This window comes from Virgibacillus necropolis, from assembly GCF_044793635.1.
Classification (GTDB): domain Bacteria; phylum Bacillota; class Bacilli; order Bacillales; family Amphibacillaceae; genus Virgibacillus_F; species Virgibacillus_F necropolis_A.
In genome coordinates this window covers 3,712,655-3,731,870 of record NZ_CP084992.1, presented here as the reverse complement: position 1 = coordinate 3,731,870, position 19,216 = coordinate 3,712,655, and the positions used below count along the sequence as shown (strand labels likewise).

At 37.3% G+C, this 19,216-nt stretch carries 17 protein-coding genes; 6 read left to right on the top strand and 11 right to left on the bottom strand.

Going from position 1 to position 19,216, the window contains the following annotated elements:
* Positions 1-10: 10 nt before the first annotated feature.
* The 6 genes from LG329_RS18470 to LG329_RS18445 form a co-directional block, all read right to left on the bottom strand.
* Positions 11-1,843, bottom strand: coding sequence for a polysaccharide biosynthesis protein (locus LG329_RS18470; RefSeq protein WP_404452323.1), 1,833 nt, complete (start codon positions 1,841-1,843; stop codon positions 11-13).
* 304 nt (positions 1,844-2,147) lie between these two features.
* Positions 2,148-2,807: a CpsD/CapB family tyrosine-protein kinase gene (locus LG329_RS18465; RefSeq protein ID WP_404452322.1), complete on the bottom strand. Its 660-nt coding sequence runs from the start codon at positions 2,805-2,807 to the stop codon at positions 2,148-2,150.
* Positions 2,773-3,528, bottom strand: coding sequence for a YveK family protein (locus LG329_RS18460; protein WP_404452321.1), 756 nt, complete (start codon positions 3,526-3,528; stop codon positions 2,773-2,775). Before LG329_RS18460 ends, LG329_RS18465 begins: the two co-directional genes overlap by 35 nt.
* Before the next feature lie 235 nt (positions 3,529-3,763).
* The gene (locus tag LG329_RS18455) at positions 3,764-4,321 is read right to left on the bottom strand and encodes a hypothetical protein (protein WP_404452320.1); all 558 of its coding nucleotides are present in this window, start codon (positions 4,319-4,321) and stop codon (positions 3,764-3,766) included.
* A gap of 98 nt (positions 4,322-4,419) precedes the next feature.
* Positions 4,420-4,554 carry a paeninodin family lasso peptide gene (locus tag LG329_RS18450; protein WP_404452318.1) on the bottom strand — a complete coding sequence of 45 codons (135 nt, stop codon included), beginning with the start codon at positions 4,552-4,554 and terminating at the stop codon, positions 4,420-4,422.
* A gap of 219 nt (positions 4,555-4,773) precedes the next feature.
* A complete protein-coding gene (locus LG329_RS18445; RefSeq protein ID WP_404452317.1) occupies positions 4,774-5,919 on the bottom strand; it encodes a DEAD/DEAH box helicase in 1,146 nt (381 codons plus the stop codon).
* A gap of 228 nt (positions 5,920-6,147) precedes the next feature.
* Here LG329_RS18445 and LG329_RS18440 point away from each other — a divergent pair, with 228 nt between their 5' ends.
* Positions 6,148-6,267 (top strand): YjcZ family sporulation protein, encoded by a 120-nt coding sequence (locus LG329_RS18440; protein ID WP_404452316.1) that lies wholly within the window; start codon positions 6,148-6,150, stop codon positions 6,265-6,267.
* Between the two features lie 98 nt (positions 6,268-6,365).
* Here LG329_RS18440 and LG329_RS18435 read toward each other — a convergent pair whose 3' ends face one another.
* Positions 6,366-7,847: a flavin monoamine oxidase family protein gene (locus tag LG329_RS18435; RefSeq protein ID WP_404456771.1), complete on the bottom strand. Its 1,482-nt coding sequence runs from the start codon at positions 7,845-7,847 to the stop codon at positions 6,366-6,368.
* Between the two features lie 440 nt (positions 7,848-8,287).
* On the opposite strand from LG329_RS18435, the gene uraA reads away from it, so the two are divergent.
* The gene (uraA, locus tag LG329_RS18430; RefSeq protein ID WP_404452315.1) at positions 8,288-9,568 is read left to right on the top strand and encodes a uracil permease; all 1,281 of its coding nucleotides are present in this window, start codon (positions 8,288-8,290) and stop codon (positions 9,566-9,568) included.
* Between the two features lie 208 nt (positions 9,569-9,776).
* Here the strand turns inward: uraA and LG329_RS18425 are convergent, their stop codons facing one another.
* The 3 genes from LG329_RS18425 to LG329_RS18415 all read right to left on the bottom strand — a co-directional run bounded on the left by LG329_RS18425 (position 9,777) and on the right by LG329_RS18415 (position 12,830).
* Complete coding sequence (locus LG329_RS18425) at positions 9,777-9,971, bottom strand: twin-arginine translocase TatA/TatE family subunit (protein WP_404452314.1); 195 nt, start codon at positions 9,969-9,971, stop codon at positions 9,777-9,779.
* Positions 9,972-10,052: 81 nt separating this feature from the next.
* Positions 10,053-11,768 (bottom strand): GMC family oxidoreductase, encoded by a 1,716-nt coding sequence (locus LG329_RS18420; protein ID WP_404452313.1) that lies wholly within the window; start codon positions 11,766-11,768, stop codon positions 10,053-10,055.
* Between the two features lie 312 nt (positions 11,769-12,080).
* Positions 12,081-12,830, bottom strand: coding sequence for a gluconate 2-dehydrogenase subunit 3 family protein (locus LG329_RS18415; RefSeq protein WP_404452312.1), 750 nt, complete (start codon positions 12,828-12,830; stop codon positions 12,081-12,083).
* A 113-nt stretch (positions 12,831-12,943) separates the two neighbouring features.
* Here LG329_RS18415 and LG329_RS18410 point away from each other — a divergent pair, with 113 nt between their 5' ends.
* Together LG329_RS18410 and LG329_RS18405 are read left to right on the top strand one after the other, a co-directional pair.
* Positions 12,944-13,624 (top strand): hypothetical protein, encoded by a 681-nt coding sequence (locus tag LG329_RS18410; protein ID WP_404452311.1) that lies wholly within the window; start codon positions 12,944-12,946, stop codon positions 13,622-13,624.
* Between the two features lie 39 nt (positions 13,625-13,663).
* On the top strand, positions 13,664-14,140 hold the full coding sequence (locus tag LG329_RS18405) for a YndM family protein (RefSeq protein WP_404452310.1): 477 nt from the start codon (positions 13,664-13,666) through the stop codon (positions 14,138-14,140).
* 47 nt (positions 14,141-14,187) lie between these two features.
* Here the strand turns inward: LG329_RS18405 and dacB are convergent, their stop codons facing one another.
* Complete coding sequence (dacB, locus tag LG329_RS18400) at positions 14,188-15,606, bottom strand: D-alanyl-D-alanine carboxypeptidase/D-alanyl-D-alanine-endopeptidase (protein WP_404452309.1); 1,419 nt, start codon at positions 15,604-15,606, stop codon at positions 14,188-14,190.
* 410 nt (positions 15,607-16,016) lie between these two features.
* On the opposite strand from dacB, the gene LG329_RS18395 reads away from it, so the two are divergent.
* Together LG329_RS18395 and LG329_RS18390 are read left to right on the top strand one after the other, a co-directional pair.
* Positions 16,017-16,583, top strand: a complete 567-nt coding sequence (locus tag LG329_RS18395; RefSeq protein WP_404452308.1) for a molybdenum cofactor guanylyltransferase — start codon at positions 16,017-16,019, stop codon at positions 16,581-16,583.
* A 117-nt stretch (positions 16,584-16,700) separates the two neighbouring features.
* Positions 16,701-19,034: a PAS domain S-box protein gene (locus tag LG329_RS18390; protein WP_404452307.1), complete on the top strand. Its 2,334-nt coding sequence runs from the start codon at positions 16,701-16,703 to the stop codon at positions 19,032-19,034.
* Positions 19,035-19,216 lie beyond the last annotated feature (182 nt).

Here is a 19,216-nt window from a genome sequence, read left to right as displayed (position 1 = left end):
CTACACTCCTTTATATGGATACTGACATAACTGGCTTTGTCTGAATCGCTGCATTTTGATTAGCTAGGGTTAATAACTTTTCCCTTAGTGTGTCTTTGTCTAAATTGGTGTAGTTGGTTATGATTTCCTCAATTTCAGATAAGTATAGTTCTGTTGCTTTGCCGGCGTAGATTTTGGGATATACTTGTTCTTCCTGGATTTCATCCTGTTTTAATAGCTCTTCGAATAACTTTTCTCCTGGTCTTATCCCAGAAAATTCTATTCCAACATCTTCCACAGTGTTACCTGACAATTTAATAAGGTTTTTCGCAAGATCCACAATCTTAACCGGTTCCCCCATGTCTAGGACAAAAACTTCGCCACCTTTTGCAAGCGCACCTGCTTGAATCACTAATCTCGATGCTTCTGGAATGGTCATAAAATAACGGACCATGTCGGGGTGGGTTACGGTTACTGGCCCACCTTTTTCAATCTGTTTTGTAAATAAAGGGATAACACTTCCCCGACTTCCTAACACATTGCCGAATCTAACAGCAACAAACTTTGTATGATTTTTCTCATTCATTCCTTGTACAATCATTTCTGATAGTCTCTTAGATGCCCCCATGACACTTGTTGGATTGACCGCTTTATCAGTTGAAACCATTACAAAGGTTTTCACATTGTTCCAACTGGCAGCAATCGCTACATTCATTGTTCCGATCATATTATTTTTAACAGCTTCTTCAGGATTACGTTCCATTAGTGGCACATGTTTATGTGCCGCTGCATGATAAACAACATCAGGATTATACATTTTCATTATTGCCCGCATCTTACTTGCATCCTGTATATCTGCTATTTCTGTAATGAATTCAATATGGCTATTTCCAAATGTTTCCTTTAACTCCATTTCAATGAAATAAATACTATTCTCACCATGGCCAAGTAAAATTAACTGTTTAGGATGAAAGTTTGAAATTTGACGTGCCACTTCAGATCCAATCGAACCACCTGCTCCTGTGATTAAGACTACTTTATTGGTGATATCTTCTGAGATACCAGCAATATCGATATCAACAGGATCTCTTCCTAAAAGATCTTCAACCTGAACATCACGAAATTGATTTATGGAGACTTTACCAGTAACCAAATCTTCGAGTAGTGGAAGAATCTTCGTTTTTACATTTGTTTTTGCACATTCCTGAAAAATGTTCGTTAATTCCTTTTTACGAAGTGACGGAATTGAGATAATGATATTTTCAATAGCGAGTTCCTTTGCCAATTCTTCTATTTTGCCAACTCCTCCAACAACAGGAATCCCTAAAATATCCAAATTGTGTTTATTGATATTATCATCGATAAAAGCAACAGGTAAGAGATTGCTATCGTTATCCTTTAAAAGTTGCCTTGCAACCATTGTACCTGCTGACCCGGCGCCAACAATTAATGTTCTCTTTTTGTTATCCGATTTATAAATAAATGAATCACGATAAAGTCTCCACATAAAACGTGATCCCCCTATAAACAACATATGGAGCGACCATGTAACAGCTAGCATCCTAAAATAGATTTCCTGTATAAATAGTTGCTGGACAATCACCGCAAATAAAATGGCGTATGACACCACTTTAAAAATCACTAACAATTCACCAATGCTTGCATACTCCCATGCCTTCTTATAAAGCTTTAACTTAAAAGAAAAAATATGATGACAAAATAAAATAGTAATCGAACTGATGACGATTGGTAATGTAATAACCTGAATGCTTGCATTTACTAAAAATCCACTTATAAATATGGCTGTCAATACAATACAGGAATCAAGTATGATAAATAAGGACAGCCTCTGTCGATATGTCATGAACTTCCTCCTCCCATTTCAATTCAATGTAAAAAATTCTTATGTATAAGGTTTTTAATAAAACCTTATACATAAGAACATTTTGTTGGAAACATAAGAATTTGATATATGTATAAAAATAATGGGCATCAAACCCAACCTCACATCACACTATTGACAACAAACGCGTCTAAGGTTTCTTTCAACCCACAGCATGACCGAGTGCCTTCATTGATAAAGGTAAGAAGACATCACCTAAAGACTAATTTAAAACGCACAGTAAATTCTTAATAAAGAACATAAAAGGTAAAAAAATTTCACATTTCTATTTTTCGTTTATTATTGCACCTACTAGATTTGCATGGGCTAGATCTAAAACCCGTCTGGATTCAATGGTCTTCTCAAGCTCCGTTTTTCCACGACCTAATACTAAAACAACTCCATCACATTGATTGGCTAATACTCTCGTTTCTGTGGATGTCAATAATGGTGAAGAATCAATAAGTACAATGTCATACGTATTAGCTACTGTTTTAAGTAGTTCAGTCATTCTTGTATTACCTAGCAACTCTGCTGGATTGAAGGTCGTTTCTCCACTGGTTAAGATCTCAAGTTTTCCAATCCCTGGTTTCTGTACAGCATCATCTAAATGTGCTTTGCCGGAAAGTATACTCGTTAATCCAACCTCGTTCGGTATTTTAAATATGTCATGTATAATAGGATCTCTTAGATTCGCATCCATCAAAAGAATTCTTTCTTTTTGTTGAGCCATCGAAACTGCTAAGTTTGCTGTTGTCGTTGATTTCCCTTCCCCAGTACCCGGTGAAGTTATGATAAATAACCGATTCTTTCTATCTTCTGTTAAAAAGTTAATGTTTGTACGAATTGCCCTGAATTGGTCAGAAATCATGGAATCTGGATTAGAGTATGTAACGAGATAGTTTTTTTTACTAGTAGCCTTCTGCCTTCCTTTTCTCAATACCAACTGTCTCCCCCCTCGATTCTAAAACTGGAACTTTCCTATTTTTGTCAACTACCTTTTTTCTATTCATATTGGAGATAATACCTAATATTGGTACCTCTAGAATGTCTTCCACATCACTGTCATGGTAAACAGTTCCATCTAGAGAATCCATCAAAAATACCAATCCAACCCCAACAATTATCCCAAACACAAATGCTATTATAATAGTTCTGTTCTGTGTCTCATTAATGGGAACGGGATTTTCCTTTGCAGCAGATAATAATTGAACACCTCTAAAATCTAAGATATTCACGATCTCACGCTTAAATATTTCTGCTGTCGCGTTTGCAATCTCTACAGCAGTCTTTGAGTTTTGATCGATAACTGAAATTTTAACTACTCGAGAGTCATTTATTACTTCAACACTAATCCCTTCAGCTATTGACTCGGTAGATCGTGTTAGCAGTAATTCATCTTTAACCTTCTCCATAATAATAGGATCTTTAATCATAACCATGAGCGTGCTCATATCCCCGCTATCTGATCCTATAATTATTCTTGTGGAAGTCTGATATAAAGGGACATTATTGTAATTACTATAGAAATATCCGGCTAATGTTGAAATGATTGTTACAGCGACTATAATCCAGAGACGCTTCTTAATGGTTAAATAATACTCCTTTAGATTAATTTCTTTTCCCTTTATATTCCCAATAAGCGTATCCCGTTTCACTCTACTCATTAGTATCACCTTTTTTCTTTACTGAAATGGGTAAGTCAAAATAAACACTTTAATTCTATATAACGAACAAATTGTTTAAAAAAATTTATGTTAGATAAATCATAGATATGTAGTTAAATTATAAATATGCGTAAAGATATAAACTTCTGCTTAATGCTTATTATAGTTCTTGATAAAGAACATGTCAATAGTTAAACTTTTTTAAATAGACGTTATTAATTGCTACTTCTTTTATCTAGTTCTCTAATACCTTTTTCACATATTCCTTGTCATTCATCATTTCACTTATTTCGATAACTGTTGGAATTAATTCAGTAGTCGGCCCAACCAACGCATCCCCGCTTTGTCTTACTCTCTGGCCAAATGAGATTCTAAGCATCCGGTAAAGCTTCTTTTCAATAAGTGCCACATAGAATTTGGGCTTATATTCTAAAGCATGATCGTATAATATCTGTAAAAAATCATGAAAATGTCCTTTCCGCTGATAATCCTTATGAATACATAGCTTATCTATCTCCCATATTCTATTATGATATAATCTTATTTCATCAAATTTAGAAAAGGAAAACCTTTTCTCTACCGTACTATTTGGATTTTTTGGGTCATATGGAATAAACTCAATTGTTCCAATAACCTTATTTCTTCTATAAAAACATTTTCCAAGTAAGTAAAGGTTGTATCTGCATCCATTCTCAGCGTAAGGGTCATTTTGCCAACCAAATTGATCACAAAAAAATTCCCAAGTAATTTCAAAATTCTTTTGCTGTCGCTTAGTTTTAACTAATCCATACATGTCAATCACCCGAATTCTGCTAATTATTATGTATATAGTGGCGGCAAGCATAAAACCCTTATACTTACTGTATAAGGGCGAAAATAATACGAATAAAATTAACTTTCACCGATCACTCCACCACCACTATGTTCACAATCATCACCATGATCATGCCCATCATCGTGCCAACCTTTCATAGTCATGCTAAAATCCAATACCTCTAACACTGGTCTTTTCCATTTTCTTTTCATGTTTTCACCAACTTTCGTTCAAAAGTCTATAGAATACACTTTGTTCTTTATTGAAAACGTATTTAAATGATATCGTTCTTAATATGTATTGTCAATACTATTTTCCGTTTCTTTAACTTTAATTTTTTAAAATTATAAAAAGAAGTTTTCGTGCAGAGATGTCTCTCCACAAAAACTTCTTTCATAAAACTAATGTAGATGTACTATAGCCAATACTAACTAGTTGGTATCTGTAAGAGTCCCTTTATATAGCACTTTTTCCTTTAGTTCAAACCCAAGCTCTTTTGTAAATTTTTCTAATCGTTTTAGCTCATATGGCTCAATTATCGAAACCACAGTGCCCCCTGTTGATCCTAATCTCCCAGTTCTTCCGGAACGATGCGTATATTGGGTAATGTCTTTGGGCAAATCAACATTAACGACATGAGTTAAATCCACAATATCCAACCCACGCGCAGCGACATCTGTTGCCAGTAACAACGCTTTATCAGATGTTCGAAATGCTTTTAATGCTTTAGCACGCTGTTCTTTGCCTGTGTCGCTATGCAAAACTCCAACAATTAGCCCTTTATAGGTCAATTTTTCTGCAACAACAGATAGATTTCCAATATCTCGCATAAACGCTAACACCTTTGAACCTTGTATGTTTGTAATTTTTTTTAGCATGTCCATTTTGTCACGTGCTTCACACAAAATATAAACGTGATCAACTTTCGGTTTATTCGTTTCTGATTCTTGAACACGAACTACCGTTGGATCATTCAAGTATGGTTTAGCAACATCCTCCATTGTCTGTGGAAGTGTTGCTGAAAATAACAATAACTGCCGCTCTTTCAGTGTTGTTTTTATGATGTTTTCAATTGTATTCAAATGCTCTGGAACAATCAATTGATCCGCTTCATCCAATACAAGCGTTTGAACCTCATGCATTTTTATTTTTTTCTTATTGATCAATTCAAAAACACGCCCAGGTGTGCCAGCCACAATTTGCGGTTTCTTTTTTAATTTATCGATTTGCCGATTGATGTTTGCTCCACCGATCAGGGATGCAGTTATAATAGTACTGCCCTTAGACCATTTTTGAATTTCCTGATGTATTTGCATTACAAGTTCATGGCTAGATGCTAAAATAACCACCTGAATTTGTTTCTTGGTTGCGTCGATTTTTTGTAAAAGTGGTAATAAATACGCAAGCGTTTTTCCACTTCCTGTTGGCGCTTCTGCAATAACGTCATGCCCTTCGCTTATTAATGCACTCGTTTTTTCTTGGATAATTGTTGGAGCACCAAAACCAGATGCATTCCAAGCCTCTTGCAAAAAGGGTTTCATGTTTTCATCAGATGCTTTATATATTTCATTATTCATAAAAAATTAAAATCCTCTCTATTTCAAGTTCATTATTCATTATAACCTTTTTTGTTGTTGGCAAGAAGGTAAATGGATATTAAAGTTACAGATAATCGCCTAACACTATGTATGACAGCTTTCCCCCGCTATTCACCCATTTCACTTAAAACTCAATAAATGTCCAATACATCAACGCTTGCAAATCATAACATAGTATTAATCCTACTGTGAAAGGGGGAAACTTTAATGAGCTACGGTGGAAACAACGGAGGATTTGCGTTAATCGTGGTACTCTTTATTTTGCTTATTATTGTTGGAGCAAGCGGCTTTGTAAACGGCGGCGGCAGCTTCGGCAGTGGATATTAATTAGTTAAGCTGCCTTCAGCTGGATCGATTCATCATTCCTCTATCCGAAAAAACTTTAAAAACTAGTTTCCTGTGGGGGAAACTAGTTTTTTTATCTATTAATCATTTCTATTATTAACCTCATAAGCAGCCCGTATTCCTGATTCAATAGCACCTTCGACCCAGCCATGAAAGGACGATGTATGCTCCCCGGCAAAATGAACTCTACCTTCTGGCAGATAAAGGGCTTCACCAAAATCTGAGGCTTGGTTTGGTGCAAATAAGGTGAAACAACCTGCTGAAAATTGATTTTGACTCCAACTAAACGTGGCTCCCTGTATGTATTCCCTGTACACCTGTTCGCCATAAATCTTATACAAACCACTTAACGCTTCTCTTATTCTACCCTCCTCATCTAAACTATTCCAGAGCAAGGCATTGTTACCCCAGCTATAGCTCGCAAGCATCACGCCAGGCCCTGCTTCACCAATATCATGGCTAGGGTTATATGTAAAACGTGTAGGAAAGTCAGTAATAATATTTCCAATTCCCTCTTTTTCCCAAAATTTTGATTTAAATTCCAAACCAATTTTGACAGATGGTACATAATTAAGTTCTCTTATTACTTTCCATTTTTCATAGGAAATCGAATGATATGGATAAACATCGATAAATTGAAATACGGAATATGGTACCGTCACAATTGTATAGTCACTATCAAATGCATGGTAATTGCCAGTTGATAAATCTCGGGTAGTCACTGTAACCCCATTTTCCTTTGGGTAAATTCGATTGACCTTTTGGTTGAAAATAATATTGTTTTGTAATTCTGGAAAAAGAGACTTTGGTAGCAGATCATTCCCACCAGTAATTTCATAAAATTTTATATTAGGATCGAAGACTGTTCCAATAATATCAAATAAAATATCGATAAATGAATACTCTGGAAATCCTTCAGGACCAAGAACCACTTTTATCATTCGGATTGCATTTGATGATAGGCTATCCCCAAATGGATTAAAGCGTAAAAAATCTTCAAATGAATAACGGTCAAATTTATCCCGTAATTTTTCCTGTTCTTCAGGAGTACTGCTATCGTATAGGTTGAGGAAGGGCTGAACAGCAGTTTGCAATAATTCTCTTGCGGTTTTCCCCAGTTCTTCTGGAGGCAGTGGGAATTGTAATACATCGGGATTTTTTTCATAGTAAGTGGCAGTCGTCAAAATACCGTTAACGAATAAAAGATCTTCATCAGTAGTGTTAAAGAATTGATTAATTGGTAAATTATATTTTTGAATGTACGCCATAACTAGCTCGTGTGAATCGGGAAATCGTAAGGCACCCATGTCCAAGTAATTACCTGGTGTGAAAGCTTCTCTTACTGTATAAACCCTTCCACCGATCCGGTTATTTCCTTCAAGTATTGTAACATGATGACCAGCGGCTTTTAACAACGAAGCCGCTACTAAACCAGACATACCCGCTCCAATAATTGTCACGTTTTTTGGACCTGAAGCCTCTGGCAAACCATTACGTATGATGGAAAGCATGCCATCAGGATACGTCAGTTCCCCATAGTTATGTACTTCTTGTCTATCCACCAATTATCGTCACCTCCTACTCCCATAATATGAAGGTGAAAAAGCAGCTATGCTTAAAACCCTAAACTATTAATTACAATCATTTCCAGTTCAAAAAAATGATTGACACACTCTGCAGATATTGTCATAATAACTAAGATAAGTTCATACGGTTACCTTTAATTCAGTCCTGTGAGACTGGCAAGGTGGAACAGATGATATCTGTTTTTTAAATAAATTTCGAGAGGAATTAATTCCTTTTTTCGGGATGTTTATTTATACACTGACACCTTGCCTAATTAGGCAAGGTGTCTTTTTGTTTCACTGAAGGAGTATAAAGGATTCTTAGGAAATCAGTATAAGAAATACTTCGTCATTCGCTATTAAGGACGAGGCGAATGCCGAGTTTTTCTAATAACGATTGTAATCGATGGACCGCATTTCTAAAGGGGGAGAAAAACATGGCACAACATGAAATCCAAGTTGATGAACGTTTACCATTTTTACAAAGCTTACCACTTAGCATTCAGCATTTATTCGCAATGTTCGGTTCAACCGTATTAGTACCTGTACTTTTCAATGTTAATCCTGCAACTATTCTGTTAATGAACGGGATTGGAACCTTAATATACTTATTTATTACAAAAGGAAAAATTCCTGCGTATCTAGGGTCGAGTTTCGCCTTCATTTCACCAGTGTTTCTGGTATTAGGACAATATTCGGGTGGGACAGGCTATAGCTATGTTCTAGGAGGCTTCCTGGTTGTTGGGATTGTATTATGTCTAGTAGCTCTGATTGTGAAATTTGCAGGAACCGGATGGATAGATGTAATCTTCCCACCTGCAGCAATGGGTGCAATCGTTGCAGTAATTGGTCTTGAGCTTGTACCAACAGCAGCAGAAATGGCCGGGTGGATTGCCCCAGCGGACGCTGCTGCGACATGGGCAATCGATCCTAAAGTAGCACTTGTCTCATTCTTAACCTTAGCAATCACAATTATTTGTTGGGTAACCTTACGAGGATTTTTAAAAATTATTCCTATCCTAATTGGAATTGTCGCTGGATATTTCATTGCTTTTGCTTTTGGACTTGTCGATTTAACAAAGGTTCAAGAGGCCGCATGGTTTGCCATGCCTACCTTTTACCAAATGAAAATTGACTGGTCAGCAATTCTCGTTATCCTTCCTGCTGCACTCGTTATTATACCTGAGCATATCGGACATTTATTTGTAACAGGAAATATAGTAAAGAAAGATTTAACAAAGGATCCTGGCCTTGATCGATCGTTGGCTGGTAATGGTATCTCTACTATTATCTCAAGTTTTTTTGGTGCAACACCTAACACAACGTATGGGGAAAACATCGGTGTTTTAGCTATTACAAGGGTATACTCCACATGGATTATTGGTATGGCGGCAGTAATAGCTGTAATCCTTTCATTTTGTGGAAAACTGGCAGCATTGATTTCTTCCATTCCAACACCTGTTATGGGCGGAATTTCAATTCTCCTATTCGGAATTATTGCCGCAAGTGGGGTACGGATGTTAGTAGAAGCTAATGTTGATTACAGCCGTTCACAGAACCTAATCCTTACCACAGTAGTTCTCGTGATTGGAATCAGTGGCGCAACGATACATCTTGGAGGAGTGGAACTAACCGGGATGGGCTTAGCAACAATCGTCGCCATCATTCTAAGTATATTCTTTAAGATTCTTGATTTGTTAAAATTATCGAATGAATAGATCATGAGGAAGGCATAATGTGCCTTCCTTTAAATTTTTCACGAAAAATAAGCACTAACCTCATTAAGGATAGCGCTCAAGTAATACGCGAACAAAAGCGTAAGCGCCCGTTTAGCGACGTATGGATCGCGCTGGAGCTGGACGTCCCCCTGCATAGTGACCAAAATATTCAATGTCACATTTTATACTTTACTTACACATTAAAAAATCACACCTCTGAACGACTTTTATTTGACTTAGTTGAATCATCTTCATCATCCATAATGTTGCTGGTAGTTCGTTTAAATTCTGACAGTGTCTTTCCAAATGCTGATCCGATTTCCGGAAGCTTTTTTGGACCGAAAATGATTAAGGTAATAACCAAAATAATGATCAATCCTGGTACACCAATGTTTGAAAGCATTATCTAACACCTTCCTTCCACTTGGATGGTTTGTCTGGTTTTACTGGTGAAATCAGGTTGTTTTGCTAGTATACCCAGCTATTAGGCAAGCATCCCGCCGCTTTTACTGTATTTCATGATACCTTCCGCTGCTCGATAAGCGAGTGCACCAACTGTATCTGTTGGATTATAACCGCCATTGTGCGGAAATGCGGATGCCCCAACGACAAACATGTTATCCATATCCCACATTTGCAAATAATTATTGACTGCTGATGTTTCAGGGTTAGCACCCATAATCACACCGCCTGTATTATGGGTGGATTGGTATGTGGTAATATTATAGGGTCCGAGTTCCTCCATGGAATCAACCTTATCTGCTCCCATCTCCTGCAAAATTTCACTAGATTTTTTAGCTGTAAACTTGGCAAGTTGACGATCTTGTTCCTCAAAGTCATATGTCATTCGAATAATCGGATCACCAAATGTATCCGTATATGTTGGGTCAAGATCCAGATAATGGTGTTTATAAGGCAAACTTGCTCCCATTGCCCCCACAGACAATGTTTGATTAATATATTTTAGCGAGTTTTGTTTAAATTCTTTTCCCCAGGTCGGTGAATCACTTGGAATCGGATTGTTTTGAATTGGCCGGAGCCCCGTTTGTGTAAGACTCAGATAGCCACCATGAATGAAGTCTACATTTGAATGGTCAAAATTATCACCATTGAAATCATCCATCACCATTCCAAGTGCCCCAGCACCTGCAAAGTTGTTAAACTTTTGATCATCAAAATAACCAGTTGCCCCGCCTTTTACAACCTGGTAGGCATAATTCTTACCAATAACGCCTGTTCCATTGGAAGGATTATACGGTCGACCTATCTTTGAGTTCAATAATAATCTAGCATTATTGAATACATAGCTGGTAAGCACAACAACATCAGCAGGCTGCTCAATTTCTTCCCCAGTTGTCACATCGGTATAAAGTACACCTGTTGCTTTCTCACCGTTATGTAATACCCTTCTCACCCAAGAATGCGTTCTGAGATCGAATTTCCCTGTTTTTGCTGCGACTGGAATTACGGTGACAACGGGGTCTGCTTTTGCACCATACTCACAACCAAAACGTTCACAAAAACCGCAATACTGACATGCCGCTCTCGCTATACCATCTGGATTCTCATAGGCTTCTGATAAATTCGCTGAAGGAATAGTATATGGATGATAATTTAGTTTTTCTGTTGCCTTCTTAAACATTTTCATTTGTGGGGAGTGCTTCATTGGAGGTGTTGGATATTTATCTGATCGTTTACCACCCAATGGATTTTCCTCACCAGAAATTCCAGCCATTTTTTCAAATTTATCATAATACGGTTCAATCTCATCGTACGTAATACCCCAATCCTGAATCGTCATAGCGGCTGGGATTTTCTTTTTACCATATCGCTCAATCGTTGCACTTCGAATATTAAAATCATAGGGAAGGAAACGGAATGTTTGACCATTCCAGTGAACACCTGCTCCACCAAGGCCACTCCCCATTAAAAAGGAACCATACTGGCGCATTGGAAGTGCACGCATTTTTTGATTACTACGGAATGTTAGTGTTTCCTTTGATAAATCCTGCATCAATTCATATCGAACTGCGTATCGCAATTCGTCGTGTACCATATAATAATCTTCCGTATGTCTCTCTTGACCTCTTTCTAAACCTACAACATTTAGCCCTTGTTTCGTAAGTTCGGAAGCAATGATACCTCCACCCCAACCTACCCCGACAATCACTACATCTGTTTTCGGCATTTTTTTGACCATTTCATCACCTCATATTTAAGTTGAAATTATAAATTCCGGCGCCTGAACAGTCGCCTTCGCTTTTCTTTGTCTAGCTGCGCCTCCTAGAAGCTGCCGTCATAATCAATGAACACTTCAAACGCAAAACCCATGCGTTTCTCGGTTCCTTGCTTATGCGTCCGCTTCTGAACAGTCGCCTTCGCTTTTCTTGTCTAGCTGCGGCTCCTAGCGACTAGCAGATAGTTGGTCCTGTTGAACGTACGGAAAGATCACCGTACATTTCACATGCCCATCTATCTGTACGTCGCTAAGCAGTCGCCTTCGCTTTTCTTCTTACATATGGTCGCGGAGGCTTTTTGGGGGTATGTCCTTGAAATCACCTTCTATGATATCTGTATAATTCATCTGATTACCTGGATAATTCCGCATTCTCCATCCGTCCATATCAATATTGCCACTATAAAGCGGGTCACTGTATACCCCTTCTAATGTCATACTGCGAAGCAAATCAAAGAATCCACTCGTAGATACTGTCTTCACGTTAACCTTGTCCTCCGCAAAATCTGTCAAAATAGTATCCTGTTCCTCATTGGTTAAACTTATAAATCCCTTTTTATATTTTTTTTGACTATAATTCTGCATTTCTTTTAAAGCAATCCGAAAAATCTCTTTTCGCCTAAGCCTGCCTTGATACCCTTGAACTTTTTCACCATGATAGAATGGCGGTTGCATATAATCTCTAGCATTTAATCCATATGAACCTGCCAATTGATGGTCAATGTAATAGGCCACTCCTAATTCTTTTGCTCCTGGACCGCTTTCATCTTTTGGAAAAATTCTTTCCGTCGCAGCATCAACCATTTTAAATTCTGCCTGGCTAAAATTCATTAAGGCATGGGTAAAGTTAGTTGTCTTCTTATTATTTGTTTGTGGTGTTGTTTTTTCTTGGGTATCCCATGGAATCACACTACCAATAACCCCACCAACCGCTAGACCGCCAACTGCATATCCTGAGTTCTTAATAAATTTTCTGCGGGACAATCGTTCGCTTTCCGATTTTTCATTTTGTTTATCATCAGCCATAGAATTCACCTCTTTATCAATAAACTTATTTTATTATGTTACAAAAAAATCCAATCATACATGAAAAGTTTTAGGGCAATATAGAGGTAATCGTTAAAATGGAGGGAAAACCTATGAAGATATGGAAAGGTAAGGCAATGGCTTTTATTTTAGGGATTGCGATAGTGCTTTCAGCCTGCGCTAATGGGCAAGAAGAAGCTATAGACGCAAATCAACCTGATGGAGCAGATATAAACAATGTCTCCCATTATCAAACAGATACGAATCTGAATGATCCTTCAATTATTCCAAGTGAATCTGGTGAAAAAACGGAAACAACCAATGAACACGGGACCACGAACAATGGTATGGGTCAAGACATATATAGTTCAATTGGAAGTTCTGGCATTCATGAAGGTGGCGTTTCTTCCTACTTTGAGTCAATTTTGGAAGGAGAAGGTATTACTGGTGTCAAGGTCTTTGTCGTCGATGACTCTGTCATATTAGCAAGGAAAGAAAAGCAAACTACCTCCCACCAATATGATCAGATGCAAAATGACGTATTAAGCGGAACCGAGGGTATGTCTGGAAAGGGAGAACCCGAGGGAGTTGAGGATTCACAGAGCGAAAGTCATGATAACTTCAATCAGGCAAAGAAAAAAATGAATGAAATGTTTAAAGGCAATGTTAAAATCCTAACGGTTACAAATCCTGAGGCACTCAATCTTATTGTAAGTATAGAGAAAAATATTAAAAGTTCCTCCTATGAAGCAGCATCAGAAGATCTTTTAAAACTTTTAAAAATGACAAAATAAGCAGTTAACATCAAACGACTACTGCTTGTGGAAAGGAGGATGAAAATAATTAAACATTTATCCGCGTTTTTAATAAAGTTTATCATGGTAACAGCCGTTCTTTTTGTAGTCTTAGGATTGATTTTTGGTGTTGATTTTGGTGACGTACTTCTAATAAGTTTAATTTTAACTGGAGTTTCCTATTTAGGTGATGCATTCGTTTTACCGCATACGAGCAATACAGTAGCAACACTTGCTGATCTGGGACTTGCTTTTTTTATCATTTGGCTTGTTGGAGAAGGTGTTATTGAAGAAGCAATTCCACTTATGATAGCGTCTATTATAAGTGCCGTTGTATTGGCGGTTGGGGAAGTACTTTTCCATAAGTATATGGACAGAAATGTATTTGAAGAGGATGTGCATCAAGGACCTAAGAAATTTACCGCAAAAAACTTCAGTACTGAATTTGCCGAAGACTCTCCTGAAATAAAAAAGAAAAATCAGGATTCATTAGACGAGGACAACAATCGGAAATAATCTACAGACCGGATACTAGGTATACCGGTCTGTTTCCTACTTCTTTATTATTTACTAGCAAGTATTTCTACAATTTTATCCTCGATATCTTTTCCATCATCCTCATCCAAAAGATGGTTACTTACAATAGAGAAAATTATGGTTTCACTTTCCCTTGAATTTATATAACCAGATAAGGAGCTAACCGAGTGTATTGTTCCAGTTTTAGCCTGTATCGTTGCATGATTAGAGATTTCTTCCATTCTATTTTGAAGGGTTCCACCCACCATTCGGTCCTCTGCACCAGCAACGGGCAAGGAATGGATGAAAGCTGGAAACCAATCTTTCTTTTGAACAACATATAAAAGCTTTGAAATCTGATTTGGTGGAATTTGATTGATGCTTGAAATCCCTGAACCATCTCTGATTTTCATTGTTTCGATATTCATTCCAAGTTTAAGAAGTTCTTCTTCCATTACCTCAAGACCTTTTTTCCAGCTTCCTTCGCCTTTTATAACTTTTCCCATTTCCTTTACAAGCACTTCTGCATGTACATTGTTACTCAACTTCATAAACGGTACGAGTAGCTCTGATAAAGGCATGGATTCATGGGCTATCAAAACTTCAGCAGTATCAGGAGCGTTTCCTACTTTTACATCACCTGTCCAAGATATCCCCTGACTCTTCAATGATTGCTGAAACAAATCCAACGCATAACCTGTTGGTTCCCAAACAGCCATCCATTCTTTTATTGCCCCTGAATCAACAGGAATGGAGCCATTAATCGTAATTACATTTGTTCCATGTTCACGCCCCACTTTAATTTCCTCTTCTTCTCCTGATGGTACTGTCCTGGCATGATTAACAATTTCCACATAATTCGTTTGAGGTGAGACGGAAACTTCAGGTTTCTCTCCCACACTACTTCCGGGGAGTACTTCAACAATCACCGATCCTGCATCGTAGTCCGAATTTGGCGATACAGTCAGGGCAGAAATCTGCGCCCCATAATAATATTGTTCATCGTCCCAGATCAAATCCGGCGAAATTCGAATATCGTCATACCACGTATCATCTGCAATGATATCTCCGTTTATTTTTGTTACACCATGTTCACTAATCTCTTTAGTAAAATCAGTGAAATCAGTAGATAAAAGTGTAGGGTCACCTTTTCCTTTTAGATAGAGATTACCCTGAATCGTGCCGGCCATTATCGGTCCATCGGCCAAAATCTCCGTCGTAAACGTATGGTCCCTACCAAGGATAGATAATGCAGTCGCGCCGGTAAACAACTTCATATTTGAAGCAGGTTGCATCCTGGTATCGCCATTATGTTCATAGATTACATCACCTGTTGCAGCTGATCTGACACTTATTCCAATCAAGGCTCCAGCTAAATGGGGTTCACTTTTAATATACTCGTCCAATTGTCGCTGTAGTGAACTAGTTTCTGTAACAGCGGCTGCTTGGTTTTTAGACTTTTTCACAACACTCTCCTCCTTTGTGTCTTTAACAGATTTATCTATTTGATTAGATGGAAACGCATCTACTAAAAGGATTATTATAATTACTAATAAAACGGCAAATATAATTCTGGCAATTTTAATGATTATCACCTCACTTATTTAGAAATCGCTATACTATGAATTTCGACATATTAGTGGGAGTTCCTGTTGTTTGTCCCTATTTTCTGGGCTTTTTTCGAATATCCACGACTTTTATTTTAACATGTCGCACTAGCTTGAACTATTTTTTAAAACAATAGATTAATCATATTCTATTAAATGGTTGTGCAAAAGCATTTTGCTTTAAATTACATCCGACTGTGACAATTCTAACAGTCATCATTCCTTTTTTAAGTTAAGGTTAAATAAATTATTCTAAGGGGGGGTAAAGAATGCTTACAGGTGCAATACTTGCGGGAGGTCCCAATGATACATTTGATGGCACTTTAAAATCGTTTTTACCATTCGACGGGCAAGTAATCATTACGAAGCAAATACATGAAATGAAAAAGGTTTGCTCAGAGATTCTCGTTGTAACAAACCAGCCACGATCCTTTTTATCGGTAGTTCCAAGAGATATTCGAATTATTACGGATTACCATAAACAAATGGGGCCACTTGGGGGAATTCATGCCGCCCTATCATTAGCTAACCGACCAACAATCTGGATTGTCGCTTGTGGCATGCCTTTTATCGATTCAAAAGTAGTCAAATACATGCTAAAGCTACGAAATGAATCTAACTGTCAGGCAGTGCTACCAGTTCTAGCACAGGATCCCGTATACTATCATTCTCTATACCGAAAAAATATAATACCTGAAATAGAAGAGGGACTATTTGCGAATGCTGGACATCCATCCTTTTTATTGAATCACATTAATTGGATTCAAGTGAATGAGGTTTTATTTACTAAAAATGAACTTGACCCACTTTGTCTCAGTGAAATTACTACCATTTGATTAAAGATGAAAAACTGACTATGAATTATGCCCAATTATGTTATTTAAGTTTTCTAACAAACCCATCTATTGTACGATATAATTAAGATTAACCCAAAATACAAGGAGATAATATAGATGCCATTAGAAAATTCTTCATCAGAAAAAGAAAAAATTGCGCAACTTGTACTTGATAATGTTTTGGATGGAATTATTACAATAAATCGGAATGGTCAAGTCGAGTCATTTAACCAGGCCGCTAAGAAAATATTTGGATACACTGCCGATGAAGTAATCGGAAAAAACGTCAACATGTTAATGCCTGAACCATACAAAAGTAACCATGACGGTTATCTCAATAATTATTTAAACTCCGGTATAGCAAAAATTATCGGAATTGGACGTGAAGTAGTTGGAAAACGAAAGGATGGTTCAACGTTTCCAATGGATCTTGCCGTTTCCAAATTTTATATTGAAAATAATGTGCATTTTGTTGGTATCGTCCAGGATATTTCGGAAAGGAAAGCAACTGAAGAAGCACTACAAAAAGCCTTGAAGGATGACTTTAGATATACCGTAAAAAATTTACAAGGACTGGTTTTCAAATACCAACAAAATGACAATCACGATTTCATTTATACACTTTCTGAAGGGAAATTGGCACAAGATCTCAACATAACTACTGAAAAAATACGTAATCAAAGACCTGTTGACATCTATGATCAAAAACTAGCTGTATTGTTAACTACTAAATTTAAAGAAGCTTTTGAGGGGAATCATGTCAATTACATCATGGAGCAAGCAGGTAAATCACTTTATGTATCTCTTTCCCCCATTTATGAAAACGGAGCAGTTAAAGAAGTTGTCGGATCTGGAATTGACATGACAGATCGAATGAAAATGGAAGATGCCCTTGAACTTGCTCGTGACCAGGCACTGGAAGCCTCCGAACTTAAATCTCAATTCCTTGCTAATATGAGTCACGAAATCAGAACACCTATGAATGGAATTATCGGGATGACAGATCTTTTGAATGACTCAAAGTTAGACACACAACAGCGGGAATCAGTTAACATTATTCATGATTCGGCCCAGTCCCTACTAACCATCATTAATGATATTCTTGATTTTTCAAAAATGGAAGCAGGTAAAATGATGATCGACCGTGTTTCTTTCAACATGAAGCAACTTGTTGAGGGAATTGCGGAAATTTTATTATCAAAGGCGCGGTCCAAAGGGCTTTCTTTATATACGTTTATCGACCCTGCAATTCCTACATATCTGTTTGGCGATCCGATTCGTCTCCGTCAAATATTACTAAACCTTACAGACAACGCGATTAAATTTACCGAACATGGAAGTGTTATGATTCATACTGAACTTTATACTAACGATAACAATAAAATATCCGTTCATTTTAGTGTTATCGATACTGGTATTGGTCTTTCAGATGAAGAAATTAGTCGACTCTTTCAGCCGTTTATTCAGGCAGATGGGTCTACAACACGGAAATATGGAGGAACGGGACTCGGATTGGTCATTTCTAAACGTTTAGTAGAATTGATGAGTGGTAAAATCGGGGTTAGAAGTAAGAAAAATAAAGGTGCAACATTTTGGTTTAACCTTCCAATCAAAGCTGGCGAAGAACAAAGGAAACCTGTTCAAGGTCCTAACGCAGACAGCACTTTCGAAATGACAAAGACAATGGTTAATCCACAAAGTATTTTGAGCCAGCAAAATGAAAAGACAGATACGCATGCATCGATTTTACTTGTAGAAGATAATCCAGTAAATCAAAAGGTTGCCATCTATCAATTGAAAAAACTTGGTTATACAGTTGATGCTGTAATGAATGGAAAAGAAGCCATTGAAAAAATAAATCAAAAAGACTACGCAATTGTATTTATGGATATTCAAATGCCCGAAATGGATGGCGTCGAAGCAACTGAAGAAATTCGTAAAATGACAGAAAAAAAAGGCAATACAACAATCATTGCTATGACAGCCAATGCCATGCAGTCTGACAAAGATAGGTATTTAAAAGCGGGCATGAATGATTACCTCAGTAAACCTGTTACACTAGAACAATTAGAGAAGATTCTTCATAAATGGATGTCAAAAAGCCCCTTCAATACGATAGAGCAAGGAGCATCTCCAGTTAACATAAAAAAGTTGAAAAACACCTATGGGGATGATGTGGTTAAAGAATTCATTCAAGTATTTATCGAATCAACTCCAAACTTGCTAGACAAGTTACATGACAGCCTATATGAACAAGATAGCGTATCAGCGTCCGAATCTGCCCATGCATTAAAGGGTTCTTCCGTAGTTGTTGAAGCAACAACAATGGCCACTATTAGTAAGGCTATTGAGCAATCTGTCATACAAGAAGATTGGGATAAAGCAAATAGTCTTTTTGAAAAGCTCATCCGTTCGTTTCATGAGCTTAAAACATTTTTTGATAATCGTTAAGAAAAGCGCAAGCGCCTTGGTCAGCCCCGACAAGTTTAAGACGAATCTCTTAGTGATGATTTTTATCACAAAGAGATTTGACTTAAAACCTCGAGGGGCTAGGCGCTGGAGCTAGACAGATTAACGCCAAAGTTTTATACTTTCCTTGTAAAAAAACCTCCGTCACAGGAGGTTTTCTCACA

What these genes read in the sequence shown, in the direction of transcription:
- LG329_RS18470 (WP_404452323.1), bottom strand. Translation starts at nt 1,843, where the DNA reads ATGACATATCGACAGAGGCTGTCCTTATTTATCATACTTGATTCCTGT.
- LG329_RS18460 (WP_404452321.1), bottom strand. Translation starts at nt 3,528, where the DNA reads ATGAGTAGAGTGAAACGGGATACGCTTATTGGGAATATAAAGGGAAAA.
- LG329_RS18455 (WP_404452320.1), bottom strand. Translation starts at nt 4,321, where the DNA reads ATGTATGGATTAGTTAAAACTAAGCGACAGCAAAAGAATTTTGAAATT.
- LG329_RS18450 (WP_404452318.1), bottom strand. Translation starts at nt 4,554, where the DNA reads ATGAAAAGAAAATGGAAAAGACCAGTGTTAGAGGTATTGGATTTTAGC.
- LG329_RS18445 (WP_404452317.1), bottom strand. Translation starts at nt 5,919, where the DNA reads ATGAATAATGAAATATATAAAGCATCTGATGAAAACATGAAACCCTTT.
- LG329_RS18440 (WP_404452316.1), top strand. Translation starts at nt 6,148, where the DNA reads ATGAGCTACGGTGGAAACAACGGAGGATTTGCGTTAATCGTGGTACTC.
- uraA (WP_404452315.1), top strand. Translation starts at nt 8,288, where the DNA reads ATGGCACAACATGAAATCCAAGTTGATGAACGTTTACCATTTTTACAA.
- LG329_RS18425 (WP_404452314.1), bottom strand. Translation starts at nt 9,971, where the DNA reads ATGCTTTCAAACATTGGTGTACCAGGATTGATCATTATTTTGGTTATT.
- LG329_RS18420 (WP_404452313.1), bottom strand. Translation starts at nt 11,768, where the DNA reads ATGGTCAAAAAAATGCCGAAAACAGATGTAGTGATTGTCGGGGTAGGT.
- LG329_RS18415 (WP_404452312.1), bottom strand. Translation starts at nt 12,830, where the DNA reads ATGGCTGATGATAAACAAAATGAAAAATCGGAAAGCGAACGATTGTCC.
- LG329_RS18410 (WP_404452311.1), top strand. Translation starts at nt 12,944, where the DNA reads ATGAAGATATGGAAAGGTAAGGCAATGGCTTTTATTTTAGGGATTGCG.
- LG329_RS18405 (WP_404452310.1), top strand. Translation starts at nt 13,664, where the DNA reads ATGAAAATAATTAAACATTTATCCGCGTTTTTAATAAAGTTTATCATG.
- LG329_RS18395 (WP_404452308.1), top strand. Translation starts at nt 16,017, where the DNA reads ATGCTTACAGGTGCAATACTTGCGGGAGGTCCCAATGATACATTTGAT.
- LG329_RS18390 (WP_404452307.1), top strand. Translation starts at nt 16,701, where the DNA reads ATGCCATTAGAAAATTCTTCATCAGAAAAAGAAAAAATTGCGCAACTT.